8 protein-coding genes are annotated in these 12874 nt (G+C 70.6%); 6 read left to right on the forward strand and 2 right to left on the reverse strand.

The genetic code is table 11. The annotated features are described in order from the left end of the window. The first annotated feature begins 62 nt into the window (after positions 1-62). Positions 63-1088, forward strand: a complete 1026-nt coding sequence (locus OHT57_RS05410) for a LacI family DNA-binding transcriptional regulator (RefSeq protein WP_328744882.1) — start codon at positions 63-65, stop codon at positions 1086-1088. On the opposite strand, the gene OHT57_RS05415 is transcribed toward OHT57_RS05410, so the two are convergent. Next, a complete protein-coding gene (locus OHT57_RS05415; RefSeq protein WP_328744883.1) occupies positions 1071-5027 on the reverse strand; it encodes a glycosyl hydrolase in 3957 nt (1318 codons plus the stop codon). The genes OHT57_RS05410 and OHT57_RS05415 overlap by 18 nt on opposite strands. Positions 5028-5267: 240 nt before the next feature. On the opposite strand from OHT57_RS05415, the gene OHT57_RS05420 reads away from it, so the two are divergent. After that, positions 5268-6566, forward strand: coding sequence for an MFS transporter (locus tag OHT57_RS05420; protein WP_328744884.1), 1299 nt, complete (start codon positions 5268-5270; stop codon positions 6564-6566). Positions 6567-6591: 25 nt separating this feature from the next. Beyond that, positions 6592-8064 carry an L-fucose/L-arabinose isomerase family protein gene (locus OHT57_RS05425; protein ID WP_328744885.1) on the forward strand — a complete coding sequence of 491 codons (1473 nt, stop codon included), beginning with the start codon at positions 6592-6594 and terminating at the stop codon, positions 8062-8064. Between the two features lie 163 nt (positions 8065-8227). On the opposite strand, the gene OHT57_RS05430 is transcribed toward OHT57_RS05425, so the two are convergent. Continuing rightward, positions 8228-8938: a FadR/GntR family transcriptional regulator gene (locus OHT57_RS05430; protein WP_328744886.1), complete on the reverse strand. Its 711-nt coding sequence runs from the start codon at positions 8936-8938 to the stop codon at positions 8228-8230. 288 nt (positions 8939-9226) lie between these two features. On the opposite strand from OHT57_RS05430, the gene OHT57_RS05435 reads away from it, so the two are divergent. The 3 genes from OHT57_RS05435 to OHT57_RS05445 are packed head-to-tail and all read left to right on the forward strand — an operon-like array spanning position 9227 to position 12872. Next, on the forward strand, positions 9227-10123 hold the full coding sequence (locus OHT57_RS05435) for a proline iminopeptidase-family hydrolase (RefSeq protein WP_328744887.1): 897 nt from the start codon (positions 9227-9229) through the stop codon (positions 10121-10123). A 17-nt stretch (positions 10124-10140) separates the two neighbouring features. After that, positions 10141-11859, forward strand: a complete 1719-nt coding sequence (locus OHT57_RS05440; protein ID WP_328744888.1) for an ABC transporter substrate-binding protein — start codon at positions 10141-10143, stop codon at positions 11857-11859. Further along, entirely contained in the window at positions 11847-12872 is a 1026-nt protein-coding gene (locus OHT57_RS05445) for an ABC transporter permease (RefSeq protein ID WP_328744889.1), read from the forward strand. The genes OHT57_RS05440 and OHT57_RS05445 overlap by 13 nt, the downstream gene beginning before the upstream one ends. The last annotated feature ends 2 nt before the right edge of the window (positions 12873-12874 follow it).

Genomic DNA, 12874 nt, shown 5'->3' on the forward strand with positions numbered 1-12874 from the left:
GTTCCACATGCCGCGAGGGTAGACTTGCGCCGCTCGGTCGAACGGCTGCACCAACAAGGGGGGTGGACGCCATTTCGGATCGTCCCGCCCGTATCCAGGAGGTCGCGGCAGCCGCCGGAGTCTCCGTCTCGACCGTGTCGAACGTCCTGAACCGGCCCGAGCGGGTCAACGCGCGCACGGCCGAGCGGGTCCGCGACGCTGTCGCCGCACTCGACTACGTCCCTCATCCGGGAGCCGCCGGTCTGCGCACCGGACACTCCTCGTCGATCGGTCTGGTGCTGCCGGACGTGGCCAACTCGTTCTACTCGCGCATCGCGCGCGGCGCCGCCGACGCCGCGTACGAACACGGCTACTCACTCGTCCTGTGCGACAGCGGGGACGCGCCGGAGCGGGAACAGGGCTACTTCAGCATGCTCGTCGAACAGCGGGCCGTGGGCGCGGTGGTGGTCCCGCTCAGTGCCGACCCCACCCGGCTGACACGACTGCGCGAGCGGGGCATCCCGCTGGTCCTGGCCGACCGGGCGATGCCCGCCCAGGAAGGCTGTTCGGTCTCCGTGGACGACATCGCGGGCGGCCGCATCGCCGTGCAGCACCTGCTGGACCGCGGGGCGCGCGACATCCTCGTCGTGAACGGCGAGCGCACGATCCGCCAGTGCGCCGACCGCTACCAGGGCGCCCGCCAGGCCGTGCGTACCCGGCGCGAGGCACGCCTGGGCCAGGTCGTCGCCGAGGAGATGACGGTGGCATACGGCGCCGAGATCGCCCGCGGTCTCGACGAACTGCCCGACGGGGTCTTCTGCACCAACGACTTCCTCGCGGCGGGGCTGTGCCGCACGCTGGGCGAGCGCGGCGTGAAGGTCCCGGGTGACGTACAGGTGGTCGGCTACGGCGACCTGGACATAGCGAGCTTCGTCGGTACGACCCTGACCACGGTCCGTCAGCCGGTCGAGGAACTCGGCAGGGCGGCCGTGGAGATGCTGCTGGACGAGGTGGAGGCCCGCTCGGAACACGCCCACGAGGCGCGGGTGTTCGCACCGGGGCTGGTCCTGCGGGACTCCACGCGGGCACCCTCAGACGGGCCTTTCTAGCGTCACCGGTCCCAGCAGCCCGGACGGCAGCTGGGAGGGGAAGGCCCAGGCGGTCGGTGTCGCTTCGGCGAGATACGGGGCCAGGGTGTTGTGGACGGTCACGTCGAGACGGACGGTCCGCCCGGCGGTGCCGCGCAGCGCGAAGCGGTACGGTCCGCAGAAGGCCTCGCCGACGAGTTCCCCGTCGACGCGCACCGCGACGCTGCCCCGCACCCGCCCCAGGTCCAGCACCGGGTCCGACCCGGCCGGCACCTCCAGCGTCCGCGCATAGGTCACGCCACCGCTCCAGCCGCCCAGCCCCACCTCCGCCCACTCCCCCGGTCGCATCGGAGCCGCAACGGTGCGCACCCGCACCGGCCCGCGCCAGGCGGAGCCACCGCGCAGAACGGCCGTGGGGGCGGTGAGCACCTCGAACTCCGTTGCCGTGTCGAGAAGTTGATGCAACGTCATGTGCCCGTTTTCGAGGGGCAGTTCAGGGCCGCCGTCGATCCTCACGCGCGCGGGAAGCTCCAACGGCAGGTCCAGCGACACGGTCCCCGCCGGCACGGTGAACCGGAAGCGCTGCTCGGCCTCCCGGACGTCATCGGTGGACCGCAGGGGCAGTACGGCGAGGCCGAGCACCGGAGCTCCGGCGAGCCAGTCGGCCGCGGGCAGGGGGTGCGGCCGTACCGCGGCAGCGCAGTGCTGCAACTCCCCCCAGCGGCCCTCGTGTTCGACCGTCAGCCCGTTCCACTCCCCCGTGCGGGCCTCCCACCCCGGGCCGCTGACCAGGGCGGTCGTGTCCGCCACGAGGTCGACGTAGATCCCGTCCCGCGCGTCGATGCTGTCGGCCACCACGTCGAGGACGTGATCGCCACCGCCCGGGGTCAGTTCGTGCCGGAAGAACATCGGCACCGCGCCCCAGTCGGACTCGTAGTACTCCACCTTCTCCTGCCGCGCCACGACGGCTCCGTCGAGCAGAACAGTCACGCCCACCGCGGCCCCCACGACGAGGACCGCCGCCGCACCCTGTCCAGGAAGTTCGAACCGGCCCCGGTAGGTCACGCCGCCGTCCGGCCGTACGTCGTCGGGGACCCTCATGAAGAGCGGGCGCGTCGCGAATCCGTCCGGGCGGGACAGGCAGAAGTAGCTGCCCAGGGGGGTCTTCTCGGCACCCGAAATGGTCTGCGGCCGGTCCTGGGCGTCGGACAACTCGTACTCGAGCACATTGCGGGCGTCCTGGACGTCGACCCGGGCGGACGCCAGATAGCCGCCGCCGGTATCCACCCTTGTGCTGTTCCACCACACGCGTTTGGTCGCCGCCGCACCGATGTGCAGGTCGGCCGGCCCGCGGTGGTCGGTCTCCACAACAGCCCTGACCCGTGCGGCGGTTCCGCTCCCGGGCACCGGGACGCGCACGAACTCCTCCGGCACCAGGCCCTTGTTGCCGAGCAGTCCGTGCGGGTCGGGAATGCCGCGACTCGACGAGTACAGCGAGACATCCCACTCCGGGGACGCCAACTCCTTCTCCCCGGACAGGACTTGTTGGACGGCGGCGGCGTCCAGAGGAGCCGGGGCCTGCACGAAGGGCACGGGCGGCAGGACCCGGACCCGGTTGCCGTAGGTCACCCGGACCGGTCGCCAGGGGCCTTCGTTCTCGGTCCACCGCATGGTCCAGATCTGCGGTTCGGCGACGGACGCTCCGGCGGGCAGCGCCAGATCACCCCAGGTGTTGTCCATCGTGGGAGCGAGACGGCCCTCCCAGCCGGCCGACAGGTCGATCGTCTCGGACCGTTCCGGAGGCGCCGGGGGCGTGCCGCCCGCCGGAGGGCCCTCGCGCCATACGACCAGTGCGGCCGGGGCGCCCTCCAGGGGCACCTCGATGACAGAGACGCCGCCGGTGACGGTGACGCGTCCGGGGCGGCGTTCGCCGGTCGCCGGGTTCCAGATCTCGGCCTCGGCGACCGGGCCGCGCACGCTGACCGAGGAGGTACGGGCGTAGCGCGCCGGGTCGATCTCGTGGCGGTCCCCCGGTGGGTGCGTACGGGCGTCGGGAAACGCCCCCGTGACCAGTGCGACTGCCATGTCGCCCTTGCGCCTGACGAGCAGCGGCACCTCGCCCGTCGCGTATCCGGCGGCGTCGGCGACCGCCGCCGCACCGGCCTCGGCGTCGGGCACCCGTTCAAGGCGCGGATGGTCCAGCAGCGCGGCTACGACGGAGTCGTCACCGGCCAGCCCCGCGGCCTGCGCCGGAGGCCGGCCCACGACCACGACCCGGCCGCCCGCGTCGAGGAGGTCGACCAGTCCCCGGGCCGTCCCGTCCTCCAGGACACTCGCCGAGGGCAGCAGGACCACGCTGTACGCCTGCTCCCTGATACGCAGGGCACCGTCGCCGGCCTTGGCGCCCTGCACCGAGGCGTCGTCGATGACGTCGAAGGAGATCCGGTGGCGGTCGAGGGCGCCCACGTCGGGCCGGAGCCAGTTGTTCGTTCCGCACAGCCCCAGGTAATGGCGCTGGGTCTCGTCGACGTCGGCGTGGGCGTCGCCGAGGCGGCCGTCCCCGAAGTGCTGGACGGGAGCGTCCAGCGGGATGAGGGACTGCATGGTGGCGGAAGGGTGCAGGACCGCGACATCGGCGCTGTAGGTGCCCCAGGACAGGATCGAGCAGATCCGGGCGACGGCCCGGGAGAAGGCGGGGTACTGCTGCCAGTAGGGCTGACGCCAGTCGGTGGACGGCGGCGCCCACTCGAACCAGCCGCCCGCGGTGCCGAAGTAACTGGCGTGCGGGTTGTACAGGTTGGCGCCGCTGCGCAGGAACGGCAGCAGCCAGTCATAGGTCTCCTCCAGGGTGCCGCCCCAGCCGGAGGAGTGGAACGACTCGATCCAGACGCGCTCGTGGCCGTAGAGGTGGGCCATGGATGAGTGCACCTTGGCGTCGCCGTGGTGGTCGCTGCCGGCGGCGCTGTACCAGCGGTGGGTGCGGAAGTAGTCCGTGTAGAGCTGCGTCGACTGGGCCGGGAAGCCGGAGCGGGCGGGATGGCTCTGGTCGCAGCCCAGGAGGAGGCCGCGCTCGTCGTGCCAGGCGGCGAGGGGCCGGAACAGGGCCTCTTCGGTGAGTTCGGCGCGCACGGCGTAGTAGTCGGCGCGGATCTTGCGTGCCCGGGTGGTGTCGCCAGCGCTCTCGCCGAACAGCGCGGGCAGGTGGTCGAGGAGGTCGTAGCCGCGCCGGGTCCGGAACTCCTCGGGGAAGCGGCCGGTCCAGGAGTTGGTGGCGGGCAACTCGTCCTGGAAGCTGCCCGCGATGACGTTGCCCAGGTACTCGGGGACCCGGCGGTCGTATTCGTGATGGATGGCATCGAACAGGAGACCGACGGCAGCGGGGTCGAGGTAGTCGAAGGCCGTGGGGACCGCGAGGACCAGGCGCACCTCGGTGCCGTCGGCGGCCTCGATCCGCGGCGGCCCTTCCTGGCCGGCACGGACAGCCTGCCCGGTGAACGGCAGCCGTCCGCCCCCGCTGTCGTACGCCCCCAGCAGGGTCTCCGCGCCCCTCAGCTCGACCGTGCCGCCGGAGACAACCGCCCGGCGCGAACGCAGGGCCCGGCCCGCGGACCCGGGGTGCCGTCGGGTGATGCTCCCCTGGACGTTGGCGCCGGAGAAGCCGATCTGGTCGTAGAACCACAGACGTGTGCCCAGCTCCCCGGCGATCTCGCAGGCGTCCGTGAAGCGGGCCCACCACTCCTCGCCGAACCACACCGGGTCGTCGGTGCGGGCGCCGAAGGTGGGTCCGGCCGGGGCCAGGTTGATCACCACGAGGTTGTGGACGCCGCCGTCGGCGAACCGGCGCAGTTGCCAGTCCAGGCGCTCGCGGGTGACCTTCGCGCCGGACCACCACCACAGCGGGGTGGGGCCGAAGTCCCGGGGCGGCTCGTCGAACAGTTGTCGCAGGGCTGGAGAGATCACGGATAGGTCCTTCCGAGTACGGCCCGGACACTCTCACGGATCAAAAACGTTTTACGTCAGCCTCACCGTAGGACACCCCCGGGGCACCCACCAGAGCTGCGGGGCCGTCAGGCCGTTTCCACGGATGGCCGCATGACGTCTTGTTGGAACGTTTTTACCCTCCTATAGTCGCCAGACATCGGCCGAGAACAGCGACGTCCCCCTCCGCTCGGACCCACTCTCCCCAGACGGAGCCGCATCATGGCCCGAACCTCGCCTGCCCCGAACCAGCCGGAACCACCCATCGAGAAGCGCCTCTGGAAGGTCGCGACCCTCTCCGGCATGGCGTCCTACCTCGATGCCGCGCTCATCGTGAGCATCGGCGTCAACCTGGCCATCTATCGCGACGCCTACGACATGGGCGTCTGGATGGCCGGTGCGATCAGCGCGATCGTCACCATCTGCATCGCGGTCGGCTCCCTGGTCGGCGGACGCCTCGCCGACGTCTTCGGTCGACGCCGCCTCTACAACCTGGACATCCTCTGCTACGCCCTCGGGGCAATCGTCATCACACTGGCGCCCGACGACATCACCCTTCTGGCGGGTGTCCTGCTCGCCGGTCTCGCGGCCGGTGCCGACCTGCCGACGTCGCTGGCCGTGGTCTCGGACGCGGCCCCCGACCACGCCCGGGGGCGGCTCATCGCGTTCACGCAGGTCATGTGGATGCTGGGCATCATCGTCGTGGTCTTCGCCGGGTTCGCCCTGTCGGACACCGGCATGCTCGGGGCCCGACTCATCACCGCCCATCTGGCCGTCGCCGCCCTGGTCACCTGGCATCTGCGCGCCAAGCTGGAACTGGCCACCGGGCCCGATCCGGAGATGGACCTGGTCTCGGTGGACAAACCGGCCGAGCAGCAGGGAGTCGCGCTGAAGAACGTCTGGACCCGTGCCGCGCTGGTGCCCATGCTCGCGACCTTCGCCTTCTACGCGACCTGGGGCCTGGGCGCCAACACCATGGGCCAGTTCACGACGTATCTGCTGGTCACCGTCAGTGGTGCCACGCAGAGCGTGGCCACCGGCATCAACCTCGCCTGTCTTCCGATCGGCCTGCTGCTGACGCTCGCCTTCGTCCGCATCGCCGACGGCCCGCGCCGCGACCGGATGTTCTACGTCGCCACGGTCGTACAGATCGCGGCCTTCGCGATCGGCACGCTCACGCTGGGATCCATCGTCGGCTTCCTCGTCTTCTACGTCCTCTACCAGCTGACCTATCCGTTCGCGGGCGAGGCCAACTACAAGGTGTGGTCGCAGTTGACGCTGCCCGCGGACACCCGGGGCACCACGCAGGGGATCACCTACGCCGTCTCGCGCGGGGTCTTCGCGGGCGTCGCGTTCGTCACGCCCGCCCTGCTCGACCGGAGCCCCAGTCTGTTGCTCTGGGTGATCACCGGCTGCATGGCGCTGTCGGCGTTCGCGGGCCTGTACATCGTCCGCGTCCTGGTTCCCCGCGCGACCCCGGCCGCCACCGCACAGACGGATCTGAAGGTCGCGCAAACCTGAACCGACCCTCGAAGGAGCGCCGCCCATGGCGACGACCGAATCCACCACGACCCGCACCGGTGAACGGGACGCCGACCTGGCCGAGTTGCTGCCGCCCGTGACCCGCCGTAGGCCGCGGATCGGGCTGGTCTCCGGCGGGCTCGGCACGTACTGGCCGCAGTTCCCGGGGCTGCTGCCCCAGTTGAAGGAATCGGCGGGGTATGTCGCCGAACGGCTGGGGCAGTTGGACGCCGAGGTGACGGACGCGGGCTTCGTCTCCGACGCACAGGAGGGCGCGGCCGCCGCCGAGCGGCTGCGCCGGGCCGACTGCGATCTGATCGTGCTGTTCCTGACGACCTATCTGACCTCGTCGATGGTCCTGCCGATCGCCCAGCGCACGCACACCCCGGTGCTTGTCGTCGACCTCCAGCCCTCCGAGCGGATGGACCACGCCTCCTTCGACACGGGCGCCTGGCTGGCGTACTGCTCGCAGTGCTCCGTGCCGGAGGTCGGCAACGTCTTCCGCCGGGCCGGGATCCCCTTCCGGTCGGTGTCGGGCTGGCTGCGGCAGGAGTCGGCGTGGCGGCGCATCGAGCGGTGGGTGCGTGCCGCGCATGTCCGGGCCGCGCTCCGGCACGCCCGGCACGGGCTGATGGGGCACGTGTATCCGGGCATGCTGGATGTGCAGACCGATCCGACGCTGCTGTCTGCGACGTTTGGCTCGCATGTCGAGGTGCTGGAGTTCGACGATCTGCGGCACCGGGTGCAGAAGGTGACGGAGGCGGAGACCCGGGAGCGGGTGGAGCTCGCCCGGCGGATCTTCACCGTCGACGAGAGTGTCGTGGACGAGGACTTCGCGTGGGGGGCGACCGTGTCGGTGGCCCTCGACCAGCTGGTGGCGGACTTCGGCCTCGACACCCTCGCCTACTACCACCGGGGGCTCGACGGTGAGCTGCACGAGCGGCTCGGCGCCGGGATGATCCTGGGCGCCTCGCTGCTCACGGCCCGGGGTGTGCCGGCGGCCGGTGAGTTCGAACTGCGCACCAGTGTCGCCCAGTTGGCCTCGCAGAGCGTCGGCGCCGGGGGCTCCTTCACGGAGATCCAGGCGCTGAACTTCGAGGACGGGGTGGTGGAGATGGGCCACGACGGGCCCGCCCACCTCGCGCTCAGCGCCCGGGACCCGCTGCTGCGCGGTCTCGGTGTCTACCACGGCAAGCGGGGCTGGGGGGTCAGTGTGGAGTTCGACGTCCGGCAGGGACCCGTCACCCTGCTCGGCCTCGGCCAGGACGCCGACGGCAGCCTGTCGTTCATCACCTCCGAGGGCACCGTCGTGCCGGGACCTCTGCTGGAGATCGGCAACACCACCAGCAGGGTCGACTTCGGGCGGGACCCCGGCGAATGGGTCGACGCGTGGAGCGCCACGGGGGTCGGGCACCACTGGTCCCTGGCGGTGGGTCACCACGGCCCCGACTTCGGGGCGGCGGCGAGTCTGCTGGGAATCGACCACCGGGAGGTGTGACCGCGCTACCGGGAGGCGCGGCGCCCACCTACCGGACGGCGCGACCGGGCAACCGGGCGGCATGGCCGACCGATCGGGAGACGTGGCCGAGCGACCGGGCCACCGGACGACGCGGCGGGACTGCTGGACGCCGTGACCGGGCTGCCGGACGGCGTGACCGGCTTCAGGAAGGCCCGGTGCCCCGTACCCGGGACAGGACGTCCCGGATCATCTCGGCGCTGATCATGAAGTGTTCGCGGGCGATCTCCTCCGCCTGCCCGGGCTCGCCGGCGGCGACGGCCTCGTAGAGTGCCGCGTGCCCATGACCGGCCCTTTCGTGGTGGGACCGCTCGCCCCTGCCCCAGGGCTCGACCGGGAAGCCGAGACTGATCCGGGTCAGCAGGTCCCGGCTGAGGTGCGCGATCTGCGGATTGTGGGTGGCCGCGCAGATCGCCCGGTGGAAGGCGCTGTCGGCGGCCTGCTCCTCCCGGGGTGTGCGCGCGGCGAGGTGCGCGGCCAGTGCCTCGCGCATCGGTGCCAGGTCCTCGGGGCGCCGGCGCCGGGCGGCCGTCGCGGCCACCATGCCCTCCACCAGCCCCCGCAGGTCGAAGAGCTGCTCGAACTCCTCCCAGCGGGGCAGCAGCGTACGGCGGACCGCGGCCCCGGAGGACTCGGTCCAGCTGTCGCGGACGAAGGCGCCGCCGCTGCGGCCCCGACGGATCTCGACGACACCCAGTGTCTGCAGGCGTGCCACGGCCTCGCGCACGGTGGGGCGGCTGACGTGCAGCAGTGCGGTGAGTTCGCGCTCGGCCGGCAGCCGTTCGCCGGGCAGGAAGTCACCGACCGCGATCACGGTGAGCAGCCTGTCGGTGACCTCGTCGACAGCGGAGGTCACCCTGACGGGGCGCAGCGAGGACGACGGGCCGCCGCCGAGCAGAACGCGGTCGAGGACACGGGAGAACTCGTCACCGGGTTCGGATTCGGATGTCAGTTGTCCTCCTGCAAGTCGCTGCTTCTGTAAACACGCGCGGGCCACGTGAACCCGCCGTTACGTCTTTCCCTCGCCACGCTAAAAGGTCTTGTGGGCTGACCTTTTAGCACCCCACTATCTCACTCATCCGTCACACCCCACCTAGTTTCAGACAGCGGCCGGCTGGTTCCGGCCGGTCTGGGAGGCTCACCCGTGGCGATCCCCGAACCGAACCACACCGGAACCGTCGACTTCAACGGCTGTTCCACCTGGTACCGGATCACGGGCGAACCGGGCAGGACACCCCTGGTGGTCCTGCACGGCGGCCCCGGCGCCGGTCACCACTACACCCTCAGCATCGCGGGCATCTCCCGGCAGGGCCGCTCCGTGATCCACTACGACCAGCTCGGCACCGGGTCCTCCACCCATCTGCCCGACAAGGGTGCCGACTTCTGGACCGTCCAGCTCTTCCTCGACGAACTGGACAACCTGCTCACGGAGTTGGGCATCGCCGACGGCTACCACATCCTCGGCCAGTCCTGGGGCGGCATGCTCGCCGCCGAGCACGCGGTGCGCCGCCCGCCAGGGCTGCGCGGCCTGGTGATCGCCAACTCCCCCGCGTCCATGGGGCTGTGGCTCCAGGCGGCCGCCGAACTGCGCGCCGGTCTCCCCGAGGAGGTCCAGCACGTCCTGCACACCCACGAGGCGGCGGGGACCACCGACCACCCCGACTACCGGGCCGCGGAACAGGTCTTCAACGAGCGCCATGTCTGCCGCCTCACGCCCAACCCGCCCGAGGTGCAGGCCACCTGGGACAACATCGAGGCCGACCCGACCGTGTACCACACGATGAACGGCCCGAACGAGTTCCATGTCGTCGGCACCCTCAAGGACTGGTCCGTCATCGACCGGCTGCACCTCGTCGAGGCGCCCACGCTCCTGGTGTCCGGCCGTTTCGACGAGGCCACTCCCGAGACCGTCCGACCCTTCGCCGACCACATCCCCGATGTGCGCTGGCACATGTTCGAGCACTCGAGCCACATGCCGCACGTCGAGGAGGAGGAGCTCTACCTCCGGATCGTCGGCGAGTTCCTCGACTCCACCGACTGACCCGGGAGTTCTCTGCCATGTCCCCTACCACCAGACGGGGCGCGATCGCCGCCGCCACTGTCGCCCTCACGCTCACCGCCGCCTGTTCGTCGTCGTCCGGCTCGGGCTCCGCCTCCGACCCGGGCGCTTCCACCTCCGGCTCCACCGCCTTCCAGGCCCAGCACAAGGGCGGCACCCTGAACCTCGTCGCCCACGCGGCCGCGGGCAGCTTCGACCCCCAGGTCAACTACACGCTCCAGTACTGGCAGTTGTTCCAGTCGATGTATGACGGGCTGCTCTCGTTCAAGAAGGTCGGCGGGCAGGAGTCCTTCACCGTCGTCCCCGACCTGGCCACCGCCCTGCCGAAGGTGACCAACGGCGGAAAGACCTACACCTTCACCCTCCGCAAGGGCGTCACCTTCTCCAACGGCAAGCCCCTGACCACCGCCGACGTGGTGGCGTCCTTCCAGCGCATCTTCAAGGTCTCCAGCCCCACCGCGGGCACCTTCTACAACGGCATCGTCGGCGCCGAGGCCTGTCTGAAGACCCCGGCCTCCTGCACCCTGGCCAAGGGCGTGACCGGTGACGCGGCGACCAACACCGTCACCATCAACCTCACCGCCGCGGACCCCGAGTTCGAGTACAAACTGGCCGTTCCGCACGCCGTCGTCGTACCGAAGGACTCGCCGACGAAGGACGCCGGGACCAAGCCGCTGCCGTCGACCGGCCCGTACACGGCGGCGTCGTACGACCCGAACCGGGCCCTCAAGCTGGTGCGCAACCCGCACTTCAAGGAATGGTCGCGGCAGGCCGAGCCGCAGGGCTACCCGGACGTCATCAACTACGCCTTCGGGCAGACCGTCGAGTCCGAGGTGACCGCCGTCGAGAACGGCCAGGCGGACTGGATGTTCGACGCGCCGCCGGCAGACCGGCTGGGCGAGATCGGCACCAAGTACGCCTCCCAGGCGCATGTGAACCCGCTGACGGCGTTCTGGTACGCGACGCTCAACGTCAATACGGCCCCGTTCAACAACAAGGCGGCCCGCCAGGCGATCAACTGGGCCGTCGACCGGTCCGCCGTGGTGCGCCTGTACGGGGGCACCAACCTCGCCTCCCCCGCCTGCACGGTCCTGCCGCCCGGCTTCCCGGGGCACGTCGGCTCCTGCGACTACACCAAGGGCGGCGGTCCGACCTGGAAGGCCGCGGATCTCGCCAAGGCGAAGGCCCTGGTGAAGCAGTCCGGTACGGCGGGGCAGGAGGTCGGCATCGTCACGCAGGACGACGACGTCAACAAGTCGATCGGGCAGTACCTGCAGAGCCTGCTCACCCAGCTCGGATACAAGGCGACGCTCAAGCCGCTGTCGGGGAACATCCAGTTCACCTACATCCAGAACACCAAGAACAAGGTGCAGCTGGCCCTGACGTCCTGGTACCAGGACTATCCGGCGGCCTCCGACTTCCTCAACGTGCTGCTGTCCTGCGCCAGTTACCATCCCGGCAGCGACTCCAGCATCAACATCTCCGGCTTCTGCGACAAGGGCGTCGACGCGCAGATGCAGGCGGCGATGAAGACCTCGCTGACCGACAAGGCGAGCGCCGACAAGCAGTGGGGTGCCGTCGACCAGGCGGTCATGGCCCAGTCGCCGGTGGTGCCGCTGATCAACCCCAAGATGATCGACTTCACGTCGAAGCGGGTCGGGAACTACCGGTTCAGCAAGCAGTTCTACATGCTGGTCGGTCAGCTGTGGGTGAAGTGACCCTCGCCCCGGCTGCAGGGGCCCGGCGCTCGCCGGGCCCCTGGCGGACCGCCGCCGGCGACCTGCTGCGCAACAGACCGGCGCTGGCCGCCGCGGCGGTCCTGCTCCTCGTCGTGCTCGCGACCCTGTGCGCTCCGCTCTACGCGCACCACATCGCGCACACCGACCCCTTCCAGTCCCATGTCTCCGGCACCACGGTCGTCGGCGGGAAGACCGTGCCGGTGCTCACACCGAGCAGCACGGGACTCGGCCTCGGTGTCACCCCGATCGGCCCGACCTGGGACCCCGCCCACTACTTCCTCGGCGCCGACAACCAGGGGCGCGATGTCATGGCGCGGCTGTTGTACGGCGGCCGGACGAGCCTGTTCATCGGGTTCACCGCGGCGCTGCTCACCTGCGCCGCCGGAACGGCCGTGGGGGTTGTCGCCGGGTACATGGGAGGCCTCGTGGACGCCGTCATCTCCCGCGTCCTGGACGTGATCTGGGCGTTCCCGGTGTACCTGCTGGCGATCTGTCTGTCGGTGGTGCTGCTCACCAACGGCCTCGAACTGGGCCCCGTCACCGTCGACGCGGGAAGTCTCTGGCTGCCCGTGACGATCATCGCGGCGATCTATGTGCCGTACATCGCACGGCCGTTGCGCGGTCAGGTGCTGGTACTGCGCAACAAGGAGTACATCCAGGCGGCCGTCGGCTCCGGCGCCCCCACCCTGCGCATCCTGCGCCGGGAGGTGCTCCCGAACGTGGTGCCGACGGCGATCGTGTTCGTGCCGTTGATGACCGCGCTGGCCATGCTCACCGAGTCGGCGCTGTCCTTCCTGTCCGTCGGCGTCCAGCCGCCCGACGCCAGCTGGGGGACGATCATCGAGGACGGGCTGGGACTCCTGTACACCCGGCCCACCGTGACGATCGCGCCCGGCCTGCTGATCGCGCTGACCACGGCCACGCTCAACGTCCTCGGCGACGGGGTGCGCGACGCACTCGACCCGGGCGCCCGGCTGCGCGGAGGGATGTGACC

This window comes from Streptomyces sp. NBC_00285 (genome assembly GCF_036174265.1).
GTDB lineage: Bacteria > Actinomycetota > Actinomycetes > Streptomycetales > Streptomycetaceae > Streptomyces.